The sequence below is a fragment of the Pseudofrankia sp. EUN1h genome (assembly GCF_001854645.1).
Lineage (GTDB): Bacteria > Actinomycetota > Actinomycetes > Frankiales > Frankiaceae > Pseudofrankia > Pseudofrankia saprophytica.
The window spans coordinates 80,785-106,989 of record NZ_MBLN01000073.1 but is presented as its reverse complement, the minus strand read 5'-3'; the positions used below and the strand labels follow the sequence as shown (position 1 = coordinate 106,989).

The 26,205-nt window shown below is 72.8% G+C and carries 14 protein-coding genes; 8 read left to right on the top strand and 6 right to left on the bottom strand.

Going from position 1 to position 26,205, the window contains the following annotated elements; all coding sequences use genetic code 11:
- The first annotated feature begins 34 nt into the window (after positions 1-34).
- Both BCD49_RS28750 and BCD49_RS28745 read left to right on the top strand, forming a co-directional pair.
- Positions 35-1,309, top strand: a complete 1,275-nt coding sequence (locus tag BCD49_RS28750; RefSeq protein WP_007514943.1) for a Fic family protein — start codon at positions 35-37, stop codon at positions 1,307-1,309.
- Between the two features lie 130 nt (positions 1,310-1,439).
- Positions 1,440-1,895 (top strand): MaoC family dehydratase, encoded by a 456-nt coding sequence (locus tag BCD49_RS28745; protein WP_007514944.1) that lies wholly within the window; start codon positions 1,440-1,442, stop codon positions 1,893-1,895.
- 60 nt (positions 1,896-1,955) lie between these two features.
- Here BCD49_RS28745 and BCD49_RS28740 read toward each other — a convergent pair whose 3' ends face one another.
- Complete coding sequence (locus tag BCD49_RS28740; RefSeq protein ID WP_071042109.1) at positions 1,956-4,238, bottom strand: MMPL family transporter; 2,283 nt, start codon at positions 4,236-4,238, stop codon at positions 1,956-1,958.
- A gap of 514 nt (positions 4,239-4,752) precedes the next feature.
- On the opposite strand from BCD49_RS28740, the gene BCD49_RS28735 reads away from it, so the two are divergent.
- On the top strand, positions 4,753-6,462 hold the full coding sequence (locus BCD49_RS28735; RefSeq protein WP_007514946.1) for a GGDEF domain-containing protein: 1,710 nt from the start codon (positions 4,753-4,755) through the stop codon (positions 6,460-6,462).
- A 706-nt stretch (positions 6,463-7,168) separates the two neighbouring features.
- Entirely contained in the window at positions 7,169-8,239 is a 1,071-nt protein-coding gene (locus BCD49_RS28730) for a hypothetical protein (RefSeq protein ID WP_007514948.1), read from the top strand.
- A 73-nt stretch (positions 8,240-8,312) separates the two neighbouring features.
- Here BCD49_RS28730 and BCD49_RS28725 read toward each other — a convergent pair whose 3' ends face one another.
- A complete protein-coding gene (locus BCD49_RS28725) occupies positions 8,313-9,113 on the bottom strand; it encodes a TetR/AcrR family transcriptional regulator (RefSeq protein WP_106410163.1) in 801 nt (266 codons plus the stop codon).
- A gap of 153 nt (positions 9,114-9,266) precedes the next feature.
- Here BCD49_RS28725 and BCD49_RS28720 point away from each other — a divergent pair, with 153 nt between their 5' ends.
- The gene (locus tag BCD49_RS28720; RefSeq protein WP_007514950.1) at positions 9,267-11,609 is read left to right on the top strand and encodes an MMPL family transporter; all 2,343 of its coding nucleotides are present in this window, start codon (positions 9,267-9,269) and stop codon (positions 11,607-11,609) included.
- A gap of 100 nt (positions 11,610-11,709) precedes the next feature.
- Here the strand turns inward: BCD49_RS28720 and BCD49_RS28715 are convergent, their stop codons facing one another.
- Entirely contained in the window at positions 11,710-12,201 is a 492-nt protein-coding gene (locus BCD49_RS28715) for an ATP-binding protein (RefSeq protein WP_007514951.1), read from the bottom strand.
- 496 nt (positions 12,202-12,697) lie between these two features.
- Positions 12,698-15,016, bottom strand: coding sequence for a SpoIIE family protein phosphatase (locus BCD49_RS28710; RefSeq protein WP_071042108.1), 2,319 nt, complete (start codon positions 15,014-15,016; stop codon positions 12,698-12,700).
- Positions 15,017-15,130: 114 nt separating this feature from the next.
- Between BCD49_RS28710 and BCD49_RS28705 the strand changes: the two genes are divergently transcribed.
- From BCD49_RS28705 to BCD49_RS28695, 3 genes are all read left to right on the top strand, one after another.
- On the top strand, positions 15,131-19,366 hold the full coding sequence (locus BCD49_RS28705) for a HAMP domain-containing protein (protein WP_071042107.1): 4,236 nt from the start codon (positions 15,131-15,133) through the stop codon (positions 19,364-19,366).
- Positions 19,367-19,602: 236 nt separating this feature from the next.
- Entirely contained in the window at positions 19,603-20,244 is a 642-nt protein-coding gene (locus tag BCD49_RS28700; protein ID WP_007514954.1) for a response regulator, read from the top strand.
- A gap of 353 nt (positions 20,245-20,597) precedes the next feature.
- Positions 20,598-23,765, top strand: a complete 3,168-nt coding sequence (locus BCD49_RS28695) for a serine/threonine-protein kinase (protein ID WP_071042106.1) — start codon at positions 20,598-20,600, stop codon at positions 23,763-23,765.
- A 97-nt stretch (positions 23,766-23,862) separates the two neighbouring features.
- Here the strand turns inward: BCD49_RS28695 and BCD49_RS28690 are convergent, their stop codons facing one another.
- Positions 23,863-25,476: an allophanate hydrolase gene (locus BCD49_RS28690; protein WP_007514957.1), complete on the bottom strand. Its 1,614-nt coding sequence runs from the start codon at positions 25,474-25,476 to the stop codon at positions 23,863-23,865.
- 6 nt (positions 25,477-25,482) lie between these two features.
- Positions 25,483-26,196, bottom strand: a complete 714-nt coding sequence (biuH, locus tag BCD49_RS28685; protein ID WP_007514958.1) for a biuret amidohydrolase — start codon at positions 26,194-26,196, stop codon at positions 25,483-25,485.
- Positions 26,197-26,205 lie beyond the last annotated feature (9 nt).

Sequence of the window (26,205 nt, the reverse complement as noted above, 5' to 3'; positions counted from 1 at the left end):
GCTATGCTCGATCCGCCTGAATATGGAGGTCATCGTGGCACAGCTCGTGCGGCGCCGCTGGGAGAGTGACCTCGGTGCTGGGCTGTCGAGGAAGGACCGGCTGTCGTGCGAGTACGACGCCTACCTGCCGGATCCCCTCGTCGGGCGCGCGTTCACGCTGGACGGGCTGACCGCGGCCGACGTGGTCGACGCGGAGCATGCGATCGCCGCCCTCAACCGCGACGCGGTGGCGTTGCGCGGCATGGAGGTGCTGGCCCGGATCCTGCTGCGAGCCGAGTCGGTCGGCTCGTCCTGGATCGAGGGGCTCGAGGTCGGCGGTCGGCGCCTGCTGCGCGAAGAAGCCAGCCGCGAGTTCGGAGAGCCGGTGACGGACGTCACGGCCGCCGAGGTGCTCGCCAACGTGGACGCGATGGTCCGCGCGTCGGAGCTGGTGGGGGCCGGCGACCCGATCACGGTGGCGTCCCTGCTGGAGATCCACCAACGGCTGCTCGCCGGGAGCCGGCTGGAGCCGTATGGCGGCAAGGTCCGGACCGAGCAGAACTGGATCGGCGGCAGTAGCTACAACCCGTGCTCCGCGGCCTTCGTGCCACCGCCGCCGGAAGCCGTGCCCGACCTCCTGGAGGATCTTTGCGCGTTCTGCGCGGACGATGGCCTGCCGGCTGTGGCGCAGGCCGCCGTCGCGCACGCGCAGTTCGAGACGATCCACCCCTTCGTCGACGGAAACGGCCGGACCGGTCGGGCGCTGATCCACATGGTTCTGCGTCGGCGGGGCCTCGCGCCTGACGTGCTCCCGCCCGTCTCGCTGGTTCTCGCGACCCGGTCGCGGGACTACGTGGCGGCGCTGACCGCGACCCGGTACCTCGGGCCCTCGGACTCCGAGCAGGCCCGGGCCGCGGACGACGCCTGGATCGGCACGTTCGCCGGCGCCTGCGTTCGAGCCTGTGCCGACGCGGGCGACTTCGAGAGGCGAATCGGCACCCTCCAGGAGGCCTGGCGTCAGCGAGTCGGCCCGGCGCGCCCAGACTCCACCCTGGATCGGCTCCTGCGGATGCTGCCCGCCGCGCCGGTGCTCACAGTGCGCTCCGCGGCCGAGCTCACCGGGCGCAGCGTGCAGACCGCCAATGAGGCGGTGAGCCGGCTGGTGGACGTCGGCGTGCTCCGACAGATAACGGTCGGGCGGCGCAACCGGGCTTTCGAGGCCGCGGACGTGATCGAGGCGTTCACCTTCCTCGAGCGGCGTCTCGCCAGCCCGGGGGGAGACACCATGGCCAGCCCGCCGTCTCGGCGCGTACCGCGACGTCCCTGCTGAGCGGGGCACCCTGCGGGAACCGGGCATCTGGGCGCGAGGGTTGGGATACTGCTCGCCGCGGCGCGCGGCGCCAGGCGCGTGGGTGATGGCCGGGCGAGCCGGGCGCTCGGTGGGAGCTTGGAGGAGACGGATGGTCACGACGATCCAGGGGATCGAGGGCGCCAAGGCGCTGGCCGGGCAGGAATGGGGCAGCAGCGGCTGGATCGAGGTGACCCAGGAGCAGGTCAACACGTTCGCCGACGCCACCGGGGACCACCAGTGGATCCACGTCGACGTCGAGAAGGCGAAGGCCGGGCCGTTCGGCGGGCCGATCGCGCACGGGTTCCTCACGCTTTCGCTGATCCCGGTGCTGTTCCATGACGTGGTCCACGTCGAGGGCATCTCGATGGCGGTGAACTACGGCCTGAACAAGGTGCGGTTCCCCGCGCCGGTGCCGGTGGGCTCCAAGCTGCGCGCGCACATCAAGAACCTGACGGTCGAGGACGTCACCGGCGGCGTCCAGGTCGTCAACCAGGTCACCATCGAGCTCGAGGGCCAGACCAAGCCGGTCTGCGTCGCCGAGTTCATCTCCCGCTACTTCGCCTGAGACGGCTCAGGTGGTCGGGCTGGTGGCGAGGCCTGGAGCGCCTCGCCACCAGCGATCTGGTCAGCTGACGACCGCCGGCTGTTCGTCGGCTTGGTCGGCCTCGTCGGCCTCGTCGGATGGCTCGCCGCGCGGCGCGGGCAGGGCCAGCGCCGGCGCCGCGGACCTCTCGCCGYGCAGGTCGATGCGCGGGAGGATCCGGTCGAGCCAGCGCGGTAGCCACCAGTTGGCACGGCCGAGCAGGGCCATGGTCGCCGGCACCAGCACGAGCCGGATGACGGTCATGTCGACAAGGACGGCGACCGCCATGCCGAGGCCGATCATCTTCACGGTCACGTCCGGGTCCAGCGCGAAGCCGGCGAAGACGGCGATCATGATGAGGCCGGCGCTGGTGATGACCCGGCCGCTCTTCGCGAGCCCCCGCGTCACGCTGCCACGGGCGTCGCCGGTGGCCAGCCAGTCCTCCCGGATCCGGGAGAGCAGGAACACCTCGTAGTCCATGCTCAGCCCGAACAGCACCGCGAACATCAGCAGTGGCAGCCAGCTCGACATCGGCACGGCATGTGGCAGGCCCAGCAGGCCGGTGCCCCAGCCCCACTGGAAGACGGCGACGATGACGCCGTAGGCGGCGGCGATCGACAGCATGTTCATCACCGCGGCCTTCAGCGCGACCAGCGGCGAGCGGAACACCAGCAACAGAAGCAGCACCGAGACGCCGACGACGAAGGCCACGACCTCCCACAGCTGGTCGGCGAGCAGGGCGGAGATGTCGGTGAACGAGGCGGTCCAGCCGGTGATCTCGGCGCCGCCCGGCAGCACGTCGGCTCGCAGGTGGCGGACCAGCGCGGATGCCCTGGGGTCGCTCGGGCCGACCGTCGGCTCCGCGACGAGCAACGCGGTCGAGCCGTCGGCGGAGAAGATCGGGTCGGCGACGCCGGCGACATCCGGAGTCGCCCGGATCTTCGCGGCCAGCGGGCCGAGCTCGGCCTTCGGCAGCGTGCGCAGGTCCGTGGCGATCAGCAGCGGGCCGTTGGCGCCCGGCCCGAACTCGGCCGCGATCAGGTCATAGGCGCGCCGCTGGGTGAGCGACGTCGACTGGCTGCCGGCGTCCTGCGGCCAGGTGCGCATGTCGAGCACCGGGGCGGCGAGGGCGAGCAGCAACCCGAGCGCGCCCAGCGCCCAGGGCAGCGGCCGGCGGCCGACCCGGGCGGCCCAGCGCGCGGTGAGCGGCTCCCTGGCTGAGGTGGCAGCGGGTGCGCCGTCGGTGGTGCCCTGGCCGGCGTCGGCCGTGCCGCCGGCCCCGGCCCCGGCCGCGCCGCCGGCCCCGGCGGTCGCCGCGGTGGCCAGGGCACGGCGGGCCTTTCGGCCGAGCAGCCGTTGACCGGCCAGGCCGCACAGCGCCGGCACCAGCGTGAGCGACGTCGCGACGACCGCGACGACGACCAGGGCCGTGGTGAAGCCGGTCGTGGAGTAGGTCTTGAGGTGGACGAGGCGCAGGCCCATCAGCGCCAGCACGACGGTCGCGCCGGCGAACAGCACCGAGGTCCCGGACGTGGCCGTGGCCCTGGCCGCCGCCTCCCGTACCGGCAGGCCGGCGCGCAGGCCCTCGACGTGCCGGGTGACGAGCAGCAGGGCGTAGTCGATGCCCACGCCGAGGCCGACCATCGTGCCGAGGGTGGGGGCGATGGTGCTGACCTGGGTCGTAGCCGCGATCAGCGTGACGCTGCCGGAGCCGATCCCGAGCCCGATCAGGGCGACGGCCAGCGGTACGCCGGCGGCGATGACCGAGCCGAAGGCGAACAGCAGGATGACCAGCGCGGCGGCGATGCCGATCGCCTCGGCGGTGCCGTCGACCTTCTGGATGTTCTCCGCGACCTGGCCGCCGATCTCCGCGGTGACGCCGCCGGCCCGGCTGGGCCCGGCCACGGCCGCGACCAGCTCGTCGAGTGCCTTCTTGCCGCCCACGTGGGTGACCGGCCGGTCGTAGTAGACGGTGATGAGCGCCGTGTCGCCGTCGGCGGACAGCCGGGGCGGGGTGACCAGGTCGACGTGCTCGACGCCGGCGAGGTTCCTGGAGACGGCGGTCGTGACGGCGGCGTCGAGCGGGCTGTCGCGGTCGTGCAGCACGATGCGCGCGTCGGCGCCCGCCACCTCGGGGAAGCCGGCCCGCAGCAGGTCGGTCGCCGCCTGCGAGGGCAGGCCCGGGGTGTCGTAGTTGTCCTGGGGCGCGCCGCCGAACGTGCCCGCCAGGCCCAGTGTCAGTACCAGCGCTGCGACCCAGGCGCCGACCACCCGCCAGGGGTGGGCGGCGCAGGCCCCACCCAGTCGCTGCAAGAACCCGGACATCGTCTCCTCGTTCCCTTCGGGGTCGCGGTCCCGGACATGACGAGCCGGACCCGGGGACTGTGACATCCGTGGTCATCCACGGGCAGTCGCGTACCCGACCGGTGTGACGCCAGACATCCGACGGGCCGCCGTGTCGGCCGGGTTGTGGTCGGTGGCGTTGGTCCCGCCCGGCTCCCAGGCCGCGTGGGGGCGAATGCACCCTGCAACCGAATGGAACAAATTCTGGACAAGTAAGGCACATGTTCCATGGTGTGATCTATACGAAGAGCGACGACTCGATACTGTTGCGTTGGGGCTCGCGGTGCGTCGGCTCCCGGTGGCAAACAGGCACTACCGGTATGTAGGCGAACGGTTTGCCGGCGCCGTCGCGAGCACTCGCACGGCCGAGATCGCGCGCGCGACACGTCTCCCGGCGCCGCGAGACGGCGTCGCGACGACGTCGGCGGCCGTGTCCCCACGTGCGGCGGCCGCCCTGGCGCGCCGCGTCATGGCGCCCTCTGGCGAAAGGCTGCGCATGGCATCGATCGATGATCTTTGTCGAGCCGGCTCGCCGTCGCCGGCTCGGCTACCCGCGCGGGAACACGGCGCGTCCGGCGACCCGCCCGATGGCACGGCGGGCCTGGCCGGGTGGGCGGCCGCGGGCCGCGCCGCGGTGAGCCTCGTCCGCCTGCCCGTCGCGGCCGTCGAGCGGGTGACCATGCCGCCCCTGCTGTGGGCGGGCAGGCTCTGGCTGGGCTATGTGGCCTTCGGCGCCGTCGCGATCTCCAGCTGCTACATCGGCGGGTACGGCGCGGGCTCCACCACCACCAGCGGCTGGGTGGTCGCGCGGTTCACCGTCTACTGCGCCACCAGCGTTTCGGCCGCCGGCGCGGTGTTCGTCGGGCTCCTGCGGTTCCGCCCCACGCCCCGGTCGCCCTGGCTGCTCATCGGGATCTCCCAGCTGGTCTATGCCGGCGCGGGCATCGCCTTCTGCGTCGATCGTTACCTGTTCGCCTCGACGGCGTTCGTCGCGATCAGCGATGGGCTCTACTTCGCCCACTACCCGTTGCTGGTCGCCGGCCTGCTGCCGATCGTCCGTCGACGGACGCCAGGCGGCGACCTGCCGGGCCTGCTCGACGGGCTGCTGGCCGCCACCTGCGCGGCCACAGTGGCGTACCTGCACCTGGTCAGGCCGCGCCTGGACGGCGAGCTGTCCACCGCGGTCGCCGTCATGTGGGTCGCCTACCCGATCGCGGACCTCATCGTGTTCGTGATCGGTGTCCGGCTCGTTCTGGGCACCGGTAGCCGGCCGCCGGCGTTCAGCCTGCTCACCGCCAGCCTGTTCGTGATCCTCGCCGCGGATGCCGGCTACTCCCTGCGGCAGCTCAGCGATGGGTACTCATTGGGCGGCGGGCTGGAGGGCGCCTGGCTTGCCGGGAACATCGCCCTGGGGGCCGCCGCGCTGCACCCCACGATGGCCGGCATCGCCGAGCCCGCGCACCGACCCGCCGGGCTTGGCCGCGCCCGGCTGTTGGTGCTCTATCTCGCCGGCCTCATCGCCCCGCTCACCCTGGTCCTGCAGGGCGGGCGCGCTGACTCCCACACCGAGCTGGTCATCGCGTTGGCGATGGCCGTGTCGACCGCTCTGATCATGATCCGGATGCGGTGCGCCGAGGCCCAGCAGCGCCGGCTCGCCAACACCGACGTGCTGACCGGCCTGTGTACCCGGCGCTTCCTGGAGACCCGGCTGGCGCTGGCGACGGCGCGAGCGGCACCGCGCGGCTGGGCGCTCGCCCTCCTCCTCGTCGACATCGACCATTTCAAGTCGATCAACGACCGGTACGGCCACCCCGCCGGGGACCGCGCGCTGGCCGAGGTGGCGCTTCGGCTGCGTACCGCGGCCCAGTCCCGGGACGTGGTGGCTCGCTACGGTGGCGAGGAGTTCGCGCTGCTCGCGACCGGAGTCGGCCAGGACGACCTGCGCGCCCTCGGCGAGCTGCTGCGCGCGACGGTCGCGGCCACCCCCGTCCTCATCGCGGACGGAGTCCACCTCACCGTGACGGTGTCGGTCGGCGCCGCCGCGGTCGTGGCGGCACCCGCGAGCCCGGCGGAGCTGGTCGACCGCGCGGACCGAGCCCTCTACGCCGCGAAGGCCGCCGGCCGCGACTGCGTGGTCGTCGCCGACCGCGTCGAGTACGGCCACCTCGGCACCCATGGCCGGCTCAGGGTGTTCGGTTCGTACTGAGGTGAGGTCCGCCCGGCGGAGAGGTCGCGGCGGACGTCGGGCCTGGGATGGCTCGTCCGGGTAGTGCCGGGTATCCGGAAGACGTCAGGTGACGGCGGGGTGTCGGCTGCGCGTCCCGCGCATCGAACCGGCTGACCGCGGGTAATCCGTGTTGGACACTGAAAACTCCGGTACGCCCTGCCCGTCGCCATGAGGCCAACGGGCGTCAAAGTGACGATGTCGCCACCGACCACGACCGTCACCGGGGGTCGGGTGTGAGGGAGCTAACGCCCCGCGCCGTGCCCGGGTGGGAGGAATGGTCGGAAGCGGATACTGCGGATACTTTGACCAGGAGGACCTTTCGATATCGCCCGCCCCGCGCGGGCCACCACCCAGTCATCCGCGCCGCGGCGAGGACGGCTGTGGCGGACCGCGTTGTCAGCAGGGCTGGCGAGTCGCTGTTCGATACCCGTACCGCCACCGGCGGCCGGGACGGATAGAGAGGAAGTGTTCCGGCCGACGGGCGGAGCCGGGCCGGGCGGATGCCCGGGTGAGCTCCCTCGCTGTCGCGACGCACGAGCCGGAGCGGGGTGGTGCGGGTTCGGCGCGACTCGCACGCGGTGGCCGCACCCCGTTCCGACGACGTTCCAGGCGACGGGCGTGACAAAACCCATGGCCGGGTGGAGGGGATGTCCACACCACACTAGGTCACCCGAGAGGGGCGTCCGTGCAAACGCTCGATCCCACCACCCTCGACCTCGACGCGATCGAGGAAGACAGGCTCGCGCGAGGAATCACGCTGAGCCTGCTGATTCCGGCCAGGGGGCCGGAATCCGCGAAAACCCTGGGCAACATGATCGCGCAGATCCGGGATCGATGGATGCGGGACCGGCATGCCGTCGACGAGATCGGCGTGATCGTCGACCCGACCTCCGACGGTGACGAGCACGGCCTGGTAGACATCGCCGAGGACGCCGGCGCCAGCTGGGCGGTGCGCGGCGAGAGCGTGCTCGCGGCGCACGCGGGCGCGGAGGCGCCGTCGCTGGGCGGCAAGGCCGGAGCCATGCGCAGCCTCGCCTATCTCGCCTTCGGCAACCGGCTGATCTTCCACGACTCCGATCTGGAGAACTACGATCCCAACACGGTCGGCCGGCTCGCGGCGGCGGTCACCGCCGACGAGGGCCTGATGTTCGTCAACGGCAGCTCGCCCCGGCTCACCGGGAGCGGCCAGCCAGGCGGGCGCACCACCGAGATGCTGCGCTCGCTCTACTCGAAGCAGCTCTCCGGCCACGTCCCGGCCGTCACCACGACCTACCAGCCCCTGATCGGCGAGTTCGTGCTCGACGCGGACGTCTTCGCCGCGCTGGCGTTCTCCCGGGGCTACGGCGTGGAGACGTCGGTGAAGGTCCTGGCCCTGGATCTGCTGGCGCCGGAGGAATGCGCCCAGGTGGAGCTGCCGATCAAGTACCAGGTCGGCCAGCACTACCTCGACCTGGTCAAGCAGTTCCACGAGATCAGTTTCACCGTCGACGTACTGGAGGCGTACTTCCAACGCCGCCGGGTCGACCCGCGCGTGACGGTCTGCGAGATCGCGGACGACTACGACCTGCTGTTCCCGGGCCGGCAGTACGCGCTGCACCGGCCGTCGGGCTACGACCAGGCCGACTTCATGCCGCGCCTCGGTTTCTACCCGCCGCTGGCGAGCACGCCCGCCTACCAGGCGCGGCTGCCCGAGATCATGACCGCGCGGCGCGCGGCGCTCGACGCGCTCGGCCGCAAGATGCGCACCTCGGCCTAGAGGGCCAAAGGGCGTGCGAAAATGATCTTCTTTCGCACGCCCGGAGGCCGTTGTCCCGGATCACCAATAGGGGTTACCGAGCCGGATAGGCGGCGGGCTGGCTGGTGGGGGTCGAACTGCCCACCAGCCAGCCCGCCGGGGAAGGCGCGGCGGTCGTTGCCATGCTGACCGGGTGTCGGTAGCCGATGCGGATGATGACGTCCAGCATCTGCTGGTCGAACAGGTCGTCGAAGTGGCCGAGCGCCGGTGGCAGGTGGCCGAAGAGCTCCAGCGACAGGAACCCATGCAGCTGGGTCCAGACGATCAGGCAACCGGCGAGGCCCGCGGGAGAGATCGGGGCGCTCTCCTCCACCCCCCAGTCGATCAGCCGTGACCGCAGCTCCGGCTCGAGCTGCTCGTCGAGGTGGGAGGGGTCGACGGCGCCGCTGGCCATCTGTTCGCTCATGCACCGGAACAGCACCGCGGTGCCGCGGTGCATCTCGTCGCCGCAGCGCCCGGACTTGTCCAGCTCCAGGGTGCTCGGCCCGAACAGCAGCGCGTACTCCGGCTTGTTCGCATGTGCCCAGTCGCGGTACGCCCTCGCCAGCAGCAGCCAGCGCCTGGCCTGGTCCGGCTCGCCGACGCCGGCCTCGAAGGCCGCCTCGAGCGTGTCCGCGAGCGAGCCGAACGCGTCCGCGCACAGCTCGCCGATCAGCACGTCGTGGCTGTCGAAGTATCGATACAGCGCCGACGGTGTCATTCCCATCGCCCTGGCCACGCCGCGCAGCGAGACCGCCGCTACCCCGCCCTGCGCGACCTGGTCGCGAGCGGCCTGCTTGATCTCCGCGATCGTCGCCGCGCGCAGCCGCTCGCGCCGCGGTGCCAGTGGGTTCATCGGGGCCATCTTTCCAGCTTCCAGCCGAGATCGGCCACCGCGACGGACCGAGGGCGGTCGCGCGGCAAGCGTTCTTGCCGGCATTTGCTCTTGACAGCATTCGCGCTAGAGAACACTGTTCTCTCTTGAGACTATAGCTCGCAGGAGGCAACGGTGTTCTCGCGTCTCGCCGGGGCAGTCACTGGACGGCCCCGCATCGTCCTGGTCGCCACGTTGGTCTTCGTGCTCGGGGCGGGCGTGCTCGGCGTCGGTGCCTTCGGCAAGCTGCTGACCGGCGGCTTCGACGACCCGAAGTCCGACTCGTCCCGCGCCGCCGACATCGTCGACACCCAGTTCGGCGGTGCTCCCAACCTCGTCCTGCTGGTCACCGCGCGGTCGGGCACCGTCGACGACCCGGCCGTCGCCGCCGCCGGCCGGTCGCTGACCGCACAGCTCGGCAAGGAGCCGGGTGTACGCGGCGCCGCCTCCTACTGGACGGGCGCCGGCCCGGCGCTGCGCTCGGACGACTCGCGCGCGGCGCTGGTCGTCGCCTCGGTGGACGACGACCACTCGGATGACGTCGTCGAGAAGTACGAGGACGCCGTCGACCCGTCCGGCCCGGTCACCGTGCGACCGGGCGGCGCAGCGGGCGTCAACAGGGACATCGGCGTCACCGTGAGCGCCGACCTCGCCACCGCCGAGTCGTTCGCGATCCCGATCACGCTCGTCCTGCTGGTCCTCGCGTTCGCCGGCGTCGTCGCCGCACTGCTCCCGCTGGGCGTCGGTCTGATCGGGATCCTCGGCGGGTTCGCCGCGCTGTCCGTGATCGCCGAGGCGACCGACGTCTCGATCTTCGCGGTCAACCTGGCGACGTCGTTGGGGCTCGGCCTCGGCATCGACTACGCGCTGCTCACGGTGAGCCGTTTCCGCGAGGAGCTGGCCACCGGTAAGGACAGCCGCGCCGCCGCGGTCGCGACCGTCCAGACCGCCGGGCGCACCATCCTCTTCAGCGGTGCCACCGTGATCGTCGCGCTCGCCGTGATGCTGGTCTTCCCGCCGTTCTTCCTGAAGTCGATGGCGTACGCGGGAATCGCCGTCACCCTGGTCACGATGCTCACCGCCGTGGTGGCACTGCCGGCCGTCCTGCTGCTGCTCGGGGAGCGGGTCAACGCGCTGCGGGTGGGCGGCCTGATCAGCCTGTTCCGGCGTCGCCGCGCCGCCCGGCAGAGCATGGCTTCCACGCCCACGGCCGCCGCGGCCGCCGGCCCGCCGCGGGAGGCCACCGAGTCGCCGTTCTGGCGGGCCGTCGCGACCCAGGTGATGCGCCGGCCGCTGCTGACCGGGCTGCCGGTGGTCGCGTTGCTCCTGCTGCTCGCCGCGCCGCTGCTGCACGTCAGCTTCGGCACACCGGACGACCGGGTGCTCAGCGGTGACAGGTCGAGCCGGTCGGTCGGCGACGTGCTGCGGGACGACTTCGGCTCCAACATCAGCGGCGCGCTCGACGTCGTCGTCAACGGCCCGACCACGACCGACACGCTCGCCGGCTATGCCACCTCGCTGTCCAGGCTGCCGGGCGTCGGCCGGGTCGACAGCGCGGCCGGGGAGTTCCGCGACGGCGCGCTGACGACGCCGGCCGGCCCCGCCTCGGCCCGTTTCGCCTCGGCCGACGGCACCTTCCTGCAGGTGGTCCCGTCGATCGACCCGATGTCCGGCGCCGGTCAGGACCTGGTCCGCGCGGCCCGCGCGCTGCCGGTGCCGGCGAACACCGAGGTCCTCGTCGGCGGGCAGCCGGCCTACCTCGTCGACGGCAAGCACGTGATCAGCGCGAAGCTCCCGCTCGCCATCGGCCTGATCGCGCTCGCGACGTTCGTGCTGCTGTTCCTGTTCACCGGGAGCGTGATCCTCCCGCTGAAGGCCATCGTGCTCAACGGGCTGGTGCTCGGCGCGGTCCTCGGCGTCTCGGTCTGGATCTTCCAGGACGGGCACCTCGCCGGGCTGTTCGGCTTCACGCCCGGCCCGTTGGACACGTCGATGCCGGTGCTGCTGTTCTGCATCGCGTTCGGCCTGTCGATGGACTACGAGGTCTTCCTGCTCTCCCGCATCAAGGAGCAGCACGACGCGGGCGTGCCCAACACCGAGGCCGTCGCCACCGGCCTCGCCCGCACCGGTCGGATCGTCACGACCGCCGCGGTGCTGCTCGCCGTCACCTTCGCCGCGTTCGCGACCGGCTCGGTGCGGTTCATGCAGATGTTCGGCCTGGGTACGGCGCTGGCGATCCTGCTCGACGCGAGCCTGGTGCGCGGCGTCCTCGTACCTGCCTTCATGCGGGTCGCGGGCGACCTCAACTGGTGGGCGCCGGCGCCGCTTCGCTGGCTGCACGCCCGTATCGGCCTCAGCGAGGGCACCCCGGCGCCCGCTCCGGCCGAGGCGGGCGTCCCGACCATGGCCGAGATCCCGCGTCCGGGCGGCGAGCCGGAGGGCCGGGCCTCGTCGGCCGCCTCCGCCTCCAGGTCCTGATCTCCAGGTCCCTGATCTCTCGGCCCGGCTCCGCGCCGGCCACCAGCCCGACCGGTGGCCGGCGCGGTGTCCTTCGTGGCCTTGGCCGCCGGCGGCCGGCTCAGGTCGCCGGCGTCGGGCGGGGGGTGGCGGCCGGGGCGGGAGCGGGGGCGGACGCGTGGCCGTCGGGGGTGTGGGCGCGGGTGACGGCCAGGTCGAACCAGAGGTACTTGCCGGAGTCGGCGGTGACCGCGCCCCAGCTACCGGCGAGGGCGTCGAGAACGAGCAGGCCACGGCCGCCCTCGGAGTCGTCGTCGACTGTGCGGCGTTCGGGCAGCGCGGTGGAGGTGTCGGAGACCGAGGCGTGGATCAGGCCGGGGCGCAGCTCCACCAGCAGCCAGACGGGCGGCTGGCCGTATTTCACCGCATTGGTCACCAGCTCGCTGACCAGGAGCTCGGCGACCGAGGCGGCGTCCTCGTCGAGGCCGGCGCCGCGCAGCGACTCGCGTAGCACCTGGCGGGCCCGCGGTACCGCCGAAGGCAGGTAGGGCAGCTCGGCGAGGATGTGGGTCGCCGGTGGGGTGCGCGACGTCGCCCGGCGCACGACGTTCACCGGCGCCACCTCCCCATCCGGTTCCGCGAGCGGAATCGAAGGGGACCCCTGCATCGCGCTCATCGACCACCAAATCGGAACGAGGACATCCAACACGGTCTACCCAGCCGGAGCGATTCGGAAGCCTCGGTCAGGCACCGATTTTTCCGCTGTCGTCCCGTCCCGGAGCCCACGCGACCGGCTCGCCCGCGCCTCCGGCGGCCCGGGAGTGCAGGTCGCCGGCCTGTCGGCGGCGAACCCTTGGTCACGCTCCGGGTCGGTTTGCCCCGAAATGACGGTCGGTCATTACCGGGGGACTGCCGCCAGCCTCCTACCCCGCTACCCGCTGTCGCAACCACCGGGCCTTTTTGGCTACAGAGAGTCACTAGCATGTGCGGACCGCGGTCGTCAAACCGGGCGGACGGGACGGGCGGCGAGCTCGAGGTGGGCGGATCCGGTCCGCCTGCGTGTCGCTGCTGGCATGACGGGTGCCGCTGGCGTCACGTCGCTAGTGGCGTCACGCCGTCGCCAGCGTGGTGCTGGGGACCCGGATGACGACGATGGCCACGTCGTCGCGCAGGTTGCCGCCCGCGAACCGGTCGGCGGCGGCCCGTACCCGGTCGGCGATGCCCTGGGCGGACATCCCCGCGCAGCCACCGACCGCCTCCAGCAGCCGCTGCTCGCCGAGCAGTTCCCGGCCCGCCCTGGCCTCCACCACGCCGTCCGTGTAGAGCACCAACGCGTCGCCGGGGTGYAGCTCGACGTCCGTCGACGGGAACGCGACCTCGTCGTCGTCGAGCACACCGAGCAGCGTCCCGGGCACGCCCACGTAGGCGACCCCGCCGTCGCCCGCCAGCATCACCGGCTGCGGATGGCCGGCCAGGTGCAGCGTCAGCCGGACACCCTTCTCCGACGGTTCGGAGAGGCTCGCCGTCGCCATCGTGCAGAACCTCGGCTGGCCGTGCGGGTAGGCGGTCGCGGTGTCCCGCAGCGTCCTGTTCAGGTCGATGAGGATGCGTCCCACCGGGGTGGCCAGTCCGGTGAGCAGCCGCAGCACGGCCCGCGCGACGCCGGTGACGGTCGCCGCCTCGGCGCCCTTGCCGCAGACGTCACCGATCGCGATCGTCCAGCCGTCGGGCCCGGGCATCAGGTCGAAGAAGTCGCCGCCGACATCCAGCCCGGCCGAACGGGCGGCGCCGTACGCGGCGCCAAGGTCGAGCCCGGAGATCTCGGGCAGGACGGGCGGGCGCAGCCCGGCCTGCAGGCCGTCGGCGAGCTCCACCTGCCGGCTGTAGAGCTTGGCGTTGTCCACCGCGAACGCGGCGCGGCGGGCGAGGTCGGCGAGCAGGTCGGCCTCGTCGGCGGCGAACGTGGCGCCGGGGTCGCGGCCGATGGCGACCATGCCGAGCGCCCGGCGCCTGGCCCGCAGCACCGCGACGAGGACCGGCCCGTCCGGGGTGGCCACCTGCCGCACCGGCGTGGCGCCGGCGCCGCGTACCGCCGCGAGCAGCGGGCCGTCGGGGTCGCTGGCGGCCCTGGTGAGCTCGGGCTCCGCGGCCTCCTCGGCGTGCGCGACCGCCGCGAGGACCGGATTCCCGTCGTCGCGGCGCAGGTAGACGGCGCACCAGCGGCCGATCCGCGGCACCGGCAGGTGAGCCAGCATCGACAGCGTGTGCTCCAGCTCGAGGCTGCCGGCGAGCAGGTCCGAGGCCTCGGCGAGGAACGACAGCATCCCGATCCGGCGTTCCTCGGCCTGGCGCATGTCGCCGCCGCCCAGCGCGAGCGCCATCCAGCGCGCCACCAGCCGGACTCGCTCGCCGTCGACGCCGTCGACGCCGTCGACGGCGTCCGGCTGGCCGCCGTCGACCGGGTGGGCGTGGTCTGGCCAGAGCAGCACCTCGCCGAGGCTGTCCTGGGTGGGGTCGAGCGGGAACGACAGCGCCTTGGCGGGGTCGCCGGTATTGCCGAGGGCGGCGACGATCTCCGGTTCCGGGTCGTCCGGTGACGGCCGGTGGACCAGGCCGCCCGTCACCGGCTGGGTGTCGACGAGCTGCGCGAGCAGCTCGGCCACCTCGCCCTCGGCGGTCAGGGCCCGTGCGGTCGACCGGGAGATGAGCCGCGGGGGCCGCGGGTGGGGCTCCAGTGCCGGTCCGATGGTGGTGGACGGCGCCATCCCGTTCATGGCCGGCGGCGGGCCGGTGGGTATCGCCGTCGGCTGGGTCGGCCCGGCCAGCGAGCCGTCCGCCGCCCGCTGCGCGGACGTCGGAGCCGCGTTGGGCGCCGACGGCGCGGTCACGGGCGCTGATGTGATAGAAATCACATCGGCGGTTGGCTCGGAGGGGGTGGCCGCCGGCTCGGCGGGTGGGGTCGGCGACTGGGCGGGGCCGGCGAGATGGAACCACACGGTCTTGCCGCCGGCGCCGTGCTGGGTGCCCCAGCTGCTGGCCAGGGCGTCGACGAGGGCGAGACCGCGGCCGTCCTCGCGCAGCCCACCCAGGCCCGACTCGCCGAGACCGCCCTCGTGGGAGCCGGCCGGCCCGTCACCCCCGCCACGCCGCGAGGATCCGATGCGCACCGGATGCAGGTCGTGCACCCGGACCGTCAGCTCCCCCGAGGGCGTGGCCGTGACGTCGACCGTGGCCGGCGTACCCGCGTGCACCACCACGTTGGTGACAAGTTCCGTGACCAGCAGCAACGCCGAGTCGAGCGTGTCCTCGTCGATCCGCCCGCGCAGGGCGGACAGCAGAAATCTGCGAGCGGAACGTGGTGACTCCGCCGCGGGTGGCAGTGTGATGGTGTGGTGAGGTAGCCGTTCATCCAGCCCTACGGCGCTCATGTCGGTCAGTCTCTCCTGTGATGTCCCCGCCGAGGCGGATACTGGCGCCGGGTGTGACCTGCCGAGGGACGATTAGCTACCACCGGTGTGCTGCCGTAGACCCCGAGGAGACAGATGAGCCTCGATCGTGACCACGAAACGCCGGATGCGCGCCAAGATGATGGTGCCCTGCCCGGTTCGTCGGCGAGCACGAAGGCCCGCTCGGCATCGGCGGATCACGGGGGGACCACGGAGAGCGCCGGATCCGCGAGCCAGAACGGCGGCGGTCATGGGACGGCGACCGCCGTCCTGGACGGCCCGCCGGCCGACGGGGCGGGGCACGACCTCGCCCCGGGCGCCGTGGACAACCTGCTGTCGGATCTGCTCGCCGGCCTGTCCGGGCTCTGTGACGGCGACTTCGGCGTCCGCCTCGGCGCCCGGGAGGGGCTGTCCGGCGAGGTCGCCCGCCGCTTCGACGAGCTGGCCGCGACCCAGGAGCGGCACGCCCGCGAGCTGGAACGGGTGAGCAACGTCATCCGCCGCGAGGGCCGGCTGACGCAGCGGATGGACGACCTCGGCGGCCGGGACGGCTGGCGCAGCCTCACCCGGTCGGTGAACTCGCTGATCGACGACCTCGCCCGCCCGACGCACGAGGTCGGCCGGGTCATCGCGGCGGTGGCCGAGGGTGACCTCTCCCAGCACATGCCGCTGGAGATCGCCGGCCAGCCGGTGCGGGGGGAGTTCCTGCACATCGGCACCACCGTGAACACGATGGTCGACCAGCTGTCGTCCTTCGCCGACGAGGTCACCCGGGTGGCCCGCGAGGTGGGTACCGAGGGCAAGCTGGCCGGCCAGGCCCAGGTCAAGGGCGTCTCCGGCGTGTGGCGGGACCTGACCGAGTCGGTGAACTCGATGGCGGGCAACCTGACCGCTCAGGTCCGCGGGATCGCCCACGTCACCACCGCGGTGGCGAACGGCGACCTGTCACAGAAGATCACCGTCGACGCGCAGGGCGAGATCGCCGAGCTCAAGCACACCGTCAACACGATGGTCGACCAGCTCTCCGCCTTCGCCGACGAGGTCACCCGGGTCGCCAAGGAGGTCGGCACCGAGGGCAAGCTCGGCGGCCAGGCGACGGTCAAGGGCGTCTCCGGCGTCTGGCGCGACCTGACCGACTCGGTCAACGTCATGGCGGCCAACCTGACCACCCAGGTCCGCGGCATCGCCGAGATGGCGGCGGCGGTCCAGCGCGGCGACCTGACCCGCCAGATCCAGGTCGACGCCCGCGGCGAGGTGGCCGCGCTGGCGCACACGCTGAACACGATGGTCGACCAGCTGTCCTCGTTCGCCGACGAGGTGACCAGGGTCGCCTGGGAGGTGGGCACCGAGGGCAACCTGGCCGGCCAGGCGCACGTGCGTGGGGTCTCCGGGGTGTGGCGGGACCTGACCGAGTCGGTGAACTCGATGGCGGGCAACCTGACCGCCCAGGTCCGCAACATCGCCCTGGTGGCGAAGGCCGTCGCCAACGGCGACCTCTCGCAGAAGATCACCGTCACCGCTCAGGGCGAGATCGCCGACCTCAAGGAAACCCTGAACACGATGGTCGACCAGCTCTCGGCCTTCGCCGACGAGGTCACCAGGGTCGCCAAGGAGGTCGGCACCGAGGGCAACCTGGGCGAGCAGGCGCACGTGCGCGGGGTCTCCGGCGTCTGGCGGGACCTGACCGACTCGGTCAACGTCATGGCCACCAACCTGACCACCCAGGTCCGCGGCATCGCCCTGGTCACGACGGCGGTCGCCAAGGGCGACCTGTCCCAGAAGATCACGGTCAACGCGCAGGGCGAGATCGCCGAGCTCAAGGACACCGTCAACATCATGGTTGACCAGCTGTCCTCGTTCGCGGYCGAGGTGACCCGGGTGGCCCGCGAGGTCGGCGTCGAGGGCGAGCTCGGCGGCCAGGCGACGGTCGCGGGCGTCGCCGGCGTGTGGCGCGACCTGACCGACAGCGTCAACCAGCTCGCCTCGACGCTCACCATCCAGCTGCGCGCCATCGGCGACGTGTCGACGGCGGTGACCCGCGGCGACCTGACCAGGACGATCTCGGTCGAGGCCGAGGGTGAGGTCGCCGAGCTCAAGGACAACATCAACCAGATGATCACCCGGCTGCGCGAGACCACCGAGGTGAACGCGCAGCAGGACTGGCTGAAGTCGAACCTGGCCAGGATCGGCAGCAAGATGCAGGGCCAGCGCGACCTGTACGCCGTCTGCCAGATGATCATTTCCGAGATGACCCCGGCGGTGAACGCCCAGCAGGGCACCGTCTACCTGCTCGACTTCATCGAGGGCGACAAGCTGCGCTACGTCGCCGGCTACGGCTCGGTGCCGCGGCGCCGCTCGGACGGCACCTTCCTGTTCGGCGAGGGCCTGATCGGCCAGGCCGCCGTGGAGAAGACCCGGATCAGGGTGGAGAAGGTGCCGGCCGGCTACCTGACCATCCGCAGCGGCCTGGGCAGCGCGCCGCCGAGTGACCTGGTCGTCGTGCCGGTGCTGTTCGAGAACCAGGTGCTCGGCGTGATCGAGCTGGCCAGCTTCACCCCGTTCTCGGACCTGCACCTGAACCTGGTCGAGCAGCTCGTCGACACGATCGGCGTGGTGCTCAACACGATCATGGCGAACGCCAGGACCGAGGAGCTGCTGGCGCAGTCCCAGCGGCTCACCCAGGAGCTGCGTTCCCAGTCCGTCGAGCTGCAGCGCACGAACGCCGAGCTGGAGGAGAAGGCGCAGCTGCTCGAGGTGAAGAACCGCGAGATCGAGCTCGCCAGGATCGGCCTGGAGGAGAAGGCCGAGCAGCTCGCGCTGTCCTCGCAGTACAAGACCGAGTTCCTCGCGAACATGAGCCATGAGCTGCGCACCCCGCTGAACAGCCTGCTCATCCTGGCGAAGCTGCTGGCCGACAACCAGGACGACAACCTCACGTTCCAGCAGATCGAGTTCGCGAAGACGATTCACTCCTCCGGCTCCGAGCTGCTCATGCTGATCAACGACATCCTCGACCTGTCGAAGGTCGAGGCCGGKAAGATGGACGTCGAGGCGGCGGCGGTGCGCACGGACTCGCTGTGCGACGCCCTCGGGCAGGCGGTCCGGCCGTTGGCCGAGGAGAAGGGGCTCACCTTCGCGGTGACGGTCGCCACCGACGTGCCGACGGAGTTCGTCACCGACGAGCAGCGCATCCAGCAGGTGCTGCGCAACCTGCTGTCGAACGCGGTCAAGTTCACCGACGCCGGCATGGTCCGCCTCGACGTCACGGTCGCGTCCTCCGACGGGCCGTTCATCGTGCCGAGCCTGCGCTCGGCGCCGACCGTGCTGTCGTTCGCCGTGTCCGACACCGGCATCGGGATCGCCGCCGACAAGCTCCGCATGATCTTCGAGGCGTTCCAGCAGGCGGACGGGACGACGTCGCGGCGCTACGGCGGCACGGGGCTCGGCCTGTCGATCAGCAAGGAGATCGCGCGGCTGCTCGGCGGCTCGATCGCGGTGTCCAGCGTCTTCGGGCAGGGCAGCATCTTCACGCTCTACGTCCCGTCGGTGATGCCCACGGACCACGTGCCCTACGGGCTCACGCCCGGCGAGCCGGACGACGTCCTGATCATCATCGGCGACGAGGGCGCGTCGGGCGGCCGAGGGGCAGGGCCGGGCGGCCACGGCGCGTTCACCCCGCCCGGCCAGCCGGGCGCGGGCTACCTGGGTGTGGGCCACGGCGACGCCTGGGCCGCCGACGCCACGGCGCCCCGCCTCGCCCCGCCCCCGCCAGCACTGCCCGCCGCCGAGCCGGGCGAGAGCGAGCCGCCGACCGTGCGGACGCTCTCGAGCGGCGGCGCCGGTACGGGTCCCGCGACCCGGCGCGGAGAGGTGGGCACGCCGGAACCGGGCGGGACGCCGTTCCTCACCGAGACCTCACGGCCGCGCCGCGAGCTCGACCCGGACGAGACCGACCCGTTGCAGGGCACCACGGTGCTGGTCGTCGACGACGACGTGCGCAACGTCTTCGCGCTGACCAGCGCGCTGGAGATGTTCGGCATGCGGGTGCGCTACGCGGACAACGGACGCGATGCCATCAAGCTGCTACAGCAGGAGGCCACCGAGGCCGTCAGGCTCGTGCTGATGGACGTGATGCTGCCCGGCATGGACGGCAACGAGGCGACCTCGGTCATCCGGGCGATGCCGGCGTTCATCGATCTGCCTATCCTGGTACTGACCGCGAAGGCGATGCCGGGCGACCGGGAGAAGAGCATCTCGGCCGGCGCGAGCGACTACATCACCAAGCCGGTCGACCTCGACCACCTCCTCTCCGTCATGCGTTCACACCTGTGAGGCCCGCGATTCATCGCCCCGCGGTCGGAAGTTGTGCGTTGTCAGCCGGCGACCGCCAGCTACCTGGGAAGCCGGTGGGCGTGGCTCACGGGCGATTGTTCGGGGGGCGGTGGTGACCGCTTGGCGGCTATCGGCGATGGTTGGTATGTCGGCGCGCGCGTGGAGGACGATCCTGGTGTCCCGTGCCCGCGGAACCGGCGCGACCTAGGAGCATCACGACAGGAGGAGGAAGGCGGGTGACCGAGCGGACCGGCGGTCCTGTCGACACAGGAGACGGGCCGAGCGCGGAACGGCCACGGAGCAAGATTCTGTTGGTCGACGACCGGCCCGACAACCTCATGGCGCTGGAGGCGATCCTCGCCTCGCTGGACCAGGAGCTCGTTACCGCCTCATCCGGCGAGGAGGCGCTCAAGCGCCTGCTCGTCGACGACTTCGCGGTGATCCTGCTGGACGTGCAGATGCCCGGCATGGACGGCTTCGAGACCGCCCACCGGATCAAGCAGCGCGGGCGGACCAGAGACACGCCGATCATCTTTCTCACCGCCATCGACCGTGAGCCGCACCACGCTTTCCGGGGCTATGCCGTCGGCGCCGTCGACTACATCGCGAAGCCGTTCGACCCGTGGCTGCTGCGGGCCAAGGTCAGCGTCTTCGTCGAGCTGTTCGAGAAGAACGAGCGGCTCGGCGAGCTGGCCCATCAGCGTGTTCGTGACTTCGACCTGATGACCGAGGTCGCGGAGCGGTTGATCGCGCTCGATGTGCTGCTGGAAGGCGCGCGCGACGCCTCGGCGGAGGAGATCATCGCCGCGGCGGGCGCGGAGGTGCGCGGACTGGTGGCACGACTGCAGCCGTTCGCCCGGTCAACGCCCGCCGGCTGATGTCGCTTGGGCGGCCAATGGTCGTCGGCGGGCGGCTCCTCGTTGTCTCTGGTCGGGGTGGCGGCGCGCCGCGGCTGGCACGCGTGGACCAAACGCGCCCGTGGTTCCGTGCGTCCTGCCCAGCCATTCCGACTGGTCATCGGGCCGTGCGGGCGCGCGGATAGCATCCGGCCTGGACAGACGTACCGAACGGCAGACTCGATGACATCTCCCGCGCCCGGCATTTCGATGGCGGCCCGGTTGTCGGGATTGCCGGCGGGCCAGCGATATCGCTGGGGTAACCAGGCGACCGGATGTCGTTCGGCGAGACCGCGTCGTCCACTGGCTGGTCGGCGTTTCCTGGAGGTCGATGCGTGGCCGTAGCCGGTGAGCGCCCGACGCCCGCGCGCCAGAACCGTGGCGGCCGCGCGGAGCGGCCGACGCGGATCGGTCCGTACGCCGTCGAGCGGGTGCTGGTGACCAGCGGTACCGGGACGGTGTACCTGGGCCACGCGGCCGACGGCCGGCAGGCGGCCGTGAAGATCATCGCTCCTGACCTGGCTCGTGACCGCGCCTTCCTGGGGCAGCTGCGCTCGGAGGCGCTGCGCGCGCGCGACGCCGCGCCGGCCTGCCTGGCCGAGGTCCTGGACGCCGACGTGAACGGGTCGACGCCGTACGTCGCGACCGAGTTCCTCGACGCTCCGACCCTCGGCGCGGTCGTCGACGGCGGCGGCCCGCTGTCCGCGGACGCGGTCGGGCGGCTGGGCGCGGCGATGGCGACCGGGCTCGCCGAGCTGCACCACAAGGACCTGGTGCTCGGCGACCTCAACCCGCCGCGGGTCGCGCTTGCCGCCGGTGGCCCCCGGTTCATCGACTTCGGGGTGGTCAGGGCGCTCGGCCGGCTCGGAGCGGGGACCCGCCGCGGCCCGGCCGTGGCGACCTTCGGGGCGCCCGCGTTCATGGCGCCGGAGCTGGTGCTAGGCAACCCGCTGACGGCCGCCGCCGACGTGTTCGCCTGCGGCGCGCTGGTCATCTACGCGGCCACCGGCCGACCGCCGTTCGGTACCGGCTCACCGCGCGCGCTGCTGCAACGGGTCGTCTACACCGAGCCGGACCTCAGAGGGGCGCCGCCGCCGCTCGCGGCGCTGCTGGCCGATGCGATGCGCAAGAATCCGGCCCGCCGGATCAGCGCCCGCAGCCTCGCCGACCGCCTGCTCGAGTTCGCCCACCTGCCCGCGCCGGGCACGGTGGCGATCCCCGTGCGCCCCGTCCGGGCGGCGGCCGATCCGAGCTCGGCGGCCGTCGAGCTCGAGGACCTCTTCGGGGACGCCGCGCCGCGGTCCGAACGCGACGGCACGCGGCCCGCGGCTGAGCCGGCCGCGGCCCCGACGCCCCCGACGGCTCCGACGGCGGTGTCCGAGGAGACGGCCACGGTCGTCGAGGTCGCGGCGGTCGTCGAGGAGCCCGTGGTCCTCGAAGAGCCCGCCGTCGTCGAGGAGCCGGCCGTCGTCGAGGAGCCCGCTGCTCCGGACGGCGCCGGCACGGCCGCGGACACCCAGGTGGCGGCGTCCGACGGCGAGTCGTTGGACGGGGACACCCCACCTGTGCCCGACGAGAAGCCCGATCCGCCCGTGTCGGCGGTGCCCGTCACGGACGGTGGGACGACGCCTGCGGGAGCCCCCGAGCCGCCCACCGACCTGAATTCGGCGGATGCTCCCCCCGACCCCGACCCCGACCCCGACCCCGACCCCGACCCCGACCCCGACCCCGACCCCGAGCCCGAGCCCGAGCCCGAGCCCGAGCCCGAGCCCGAGCCCGAGCCCGAGCCCGAGCCCGAGCCGGAGCCCGAGCCGGAGCCGGAGCCGGAGCCCGAGCTCAAGGCCGAGCCCGAGTCGGAGCTCAAGGCCGAGTCCGAGCTCAAGTCCAAGTCGGATCTCGAGCCGGATCTCGAGCCCGAGCTGGATCGCGGGTCGGATCCTGAGGGGCGGCCCGAGCCGGTGGCCGCCGGTACCGGCCCGTCGGCGGACGCGGACCGCGAGCCAGGGCCGCCCGGCGACCTGCCCCCGGGCGGCGGCGCGGGCGGCGGGGCCGGCGTCACCCCGTTACCGGCCGCCAGCCAGGAGCCCGACGACGAGCCGGCCTCGCCGCCCGCGCCGGAGATCGGGTCGGCACGGGCCAGGGGCGCCCGCCGCTGGGGCTCCGCGGCCGTCCGCCGGCTGCGGGCGCTGGTGACACCGGCGAGCACGCTGGTCACCGTCGTCCTGGCCGCCGTGCTGGTCATCGGCGTGATCGCGGTACTCGATCGGGTGCACGCGACCCGCGACGCGGCGACGTCGCGGCGGCTCGCCGCCGAGGCGAGCCAGCTCCTGCCCGCGCGCCCGGACTTCGCCGGTCAGCTCGCCGTGGCCGCCTACCGGATCTCCAGGACCGCGCAGGCCGCGCAGGTGCTCGTCGCCGCCGCGGTGCGCGAGACAGGGCAGGCGGGCGGCGCCGTGCACGACGTCGCGCTGAGCGCCGACGGCGCGACGCTCCTGCAGGCGGGCGACACCGGCGTGGGCGTCTGGGACCTGCGCGACCCGAGCGCGGTCCGCCGGGGCGCCACGTTCCTGGCGAAGACGGGCGCGGTCATGACGGTCGCCTCCGCGCCCGCGGATGCCGAGGACCGGCGGGTGGCGGCCACCGGCGGCGCCGACCGGCTGGTCAGGCTGTGGGATCTCGCCGACCCGGCCCGCCCCGTCCAGCTCGCGGTGCTGCGCGGTGCCACGGCGACGGTCAACGACGTCGTGTTCTCCGCCGATGGCCGGACGCTCGCCACGGCGGAGGCGGACGGCTCCGTGCGCCTCTGGGACGTGGCGGACCGTGCTCATCCGCGCCAGCTCGCCGCGGTCAGGATCGCGGGTCCCGCGCTGTCGGTCGCGCTCGCGCCGGACGGCCGGACGCTCGCGGTCGGGGGCGTCGGCTTCCTGCGGGTCTGGGATCTCTCCGAACGGGCCCGGCCGCGCCCCTACGCCGAGTTCTACGTCTGGACCAAGGCGAGCCAGGTCCGGTTCAGCCCGGATGGCTCCCTGCTCGCCGTCGCCACCACCCCGCTCGACCGGTCCTCCGCCGGCGCCGCGGCCTCCACCGCGTCGGACGGCGGCAACATCCAGCTCTACCAGCTGTCCGGCGGCCGGCGGCCGCGGCCGGTGGCCACGTTCGGCGCCCGCCCCGCCGGCGTCGCGGGCCTGGTCTTCAGCCAGGACGGGCGGACACTCCTGTCCGGCGGCGCCGACGGTGAGATCACGATCTGGGACATGACCTGGCCCACGCGCCCGCGGGCCGGGGGCACCCTGCGCGTGGACGGGACACCGGGTGCGCTCGCCCTCAGCTCGTCCGGCCGCGGCTGGGTGCTGGCCGCCGTGGGYGCCGGCTCGACGCGGGTGTGGGAGCTGGATCCGGCGGTCGCGGCGGAGCAGGTCTGCGCCCGGGTCGGCACTCGTCTCACCCAGGCGGAATGGCTGCGCGCCCTTCCCGGCCACTCCTACCGGGCGCCCTGCCCGTAGCTCCGCCTGCCCGTACCTCCGCGTGCCCGCAGCCCCGCGCCTGGTGGGAGCCCGGCTGGACGGCCGAGATCTGGACGGCCGGGGCGTCAGGAACGGACTAGACGGGCGATGGCGGCGGTGCCGAGACGAGCGGGAAGGTACCCAGCCCAGGGGCCAGGCCCGAACGGTCGTGCAGCGCGGCGCCGACGGCGGCCAGGCGGGCGTCCGATCCGGCCGGGCCGATCAGGCTCACACCGTAGGGGAGACCGGCGGCGAAACCGGCCGGGACCGCGACCGCCGCGAGATCCAGCAGGTTCACGAACGTCGTGTACCGGCCGAGGCGGGCGTTGCGCCGGATCGGGTCGGCCAGCATGTCCGCGACGGAGAACGTCCGCGGCACGGTCGGCAGCAGCAGCGCGTCGGCCGCCCGCCACGCCGCCTCGGTCTGGCGGCGCAGCGTCCGCAGCCGTTCGAAGCCGGTGAAGACGTCGACGCCGCTGACCCGCGCGCCGGGCGCGAGCAGCTCGGCGACGACCGGGTGGACGGCGTCCGGGTGCTCCTCGAGGAAGTCGCCGACCGCGGCGTAGCGCTCGGCGAGCCACGGGCCCTCGTAGAGCATGGTTCCGGCCTCGAGGAACGGCGCGAGGTCGATCTCGACCAGCTCGGCGCCCAGGTCGGTGAGCAGGTCGAGCGCCCGCGCGAACACCGCCTGGACCGCGTCGTCGCAGTCGGCGGCCACCAGCGCCGCGGCCGGGATCCCCAGCCGGACGGGTGGCGCGCCCAACCCCCCGAGACCGGGCGCGCCACCCGTCGCGTTGTCGTCCGCCACGTCGTCGTCCGCCGGGTGGTCGTCCTCGCCGCTCCAGGAGACCCGGCCTGGCGTCGGCGGGGGAAAACGGCGCGACCAGGGGTCGTGTTCGTCGAAGCCGCTGATGACGTCCAGCACGAGCGTGCCGTCGGCGACCGACAGCGCCGAGACCGCCGGGCAGTCCAGCGACCGGCAGGCGGGCACGACGCCGCGGGAGCTGACCAGCCCGCGCGACGGCTTGATGCCGACGGTGTTCGTCAGTGCGGCCGGTACCCGGCCGGAGCCGGCCGTGTCGGTGCCGATGGCGAACGTGACCAGGCCGGCCCCGACCGCCACCCCCGAGCCGGAGCTGGACCCGCCGGCGATCATGGCCGGGTCGAACGGCGAGGTGGGGATGCCGTAGGGGCTGCGCACCCCGGACAGACCGGTGGCGAACTGGTCGAGGTTGGTCTTGCCGACGCAGACGGCGCCGGCGGCGAGCAGCGCGTCGACCAGCGGCGCGCCGGCGGTGGCCGGGTAGGCGAAGCCTGGGCAGGCGGCCGTCGTCGGCATCCCGGCCACGTCGATGTTGTCCTTCACCGCGAACGGCAGGCCGAACAGCGGCGGGAGGTCGCCACCGGACGCCGTCCCGATCAGGGAGGTTCGGAGCACGTCGAGCTCCGCCGCCCTGGCGAGCAGGTCGGCGCGGTCCGCGACGTGGATCCAGACGCCGTCGTCGCCGCGGGCGGTGATGGCCGCCAGCACCGCCTCGACGACGTCGATCACCCGCAGCCGCCCCGAGAGGTAGGCGTCGCGCAGCACGGCGGCCTGCAGGTCGAGCGGCCCTGGCGGGAGCGCCGGCGCTGTCGCCGGCTCGGAGGCTGGAACTGGGGGTTGGACTTCGGGCTGTGTCAGGGCTTCGGGTTCGGGGAAGGTACTGACCATCGCCGGTCAGCCGGCGACCGGGGCGGCCACGGTGGCCAGCAGCGCGTCCGAGGTGGCGACCGAGCCGAAGACACCGCCCTGCATCTTGACCATGTTGAGGGCGGCCTCGTAGTTGCCGTAGTCGGTCGCGCCGGTGCAGTCGGAAAGCAGCAGGCACTCGTAGCCGCGGTCGTTGGCGTCACGCATCGTAGTGTGCACGCACACGTCGGTGGTGATGCCGGTCAGGATGATGTGGGTGATGCCGGCGCGCGCCAGGATCAGGTTCAGGTCGGTGGCGTAGAACGAGCCCTTGCCCGGCTTGTCGATGACGACCTCGCCGGGCAGCGGGGCGACTTCGGGGACGATCTCCCAGCCGGGCTCGCCGCGGGTGAGGATGCGGCCCTGCGGACCCTCGTCGCCGATGCCGGCGCCGATCCGCTTCGAGCGCCACAGCTTGTTCGGCGGGCAGTCGGACAGGTCGGGGCGGTGGCCCTCGCGGGTGTGCACGATGAAGAACCCGAGCGGCCGCAGCGCCTCGAGCAGTCGCGCCGTCGGGGCGAGCCCCGCCCTGGTGAGCTCCAGGTCGTAGCCCATGGTGTCGACGTAGCCGCCCTTGCCGCAGAAGTCGACCTGCCAGTCGATGTTGATCACGGCGGTGGTGGCGGGGGAGAAAGACCCGTTGTACGGCCAGTCGTACGGGTCCGCCTCCACGGTGGCGAAGGTGACGTCGTTGGCGGTCATCGTGGTCCT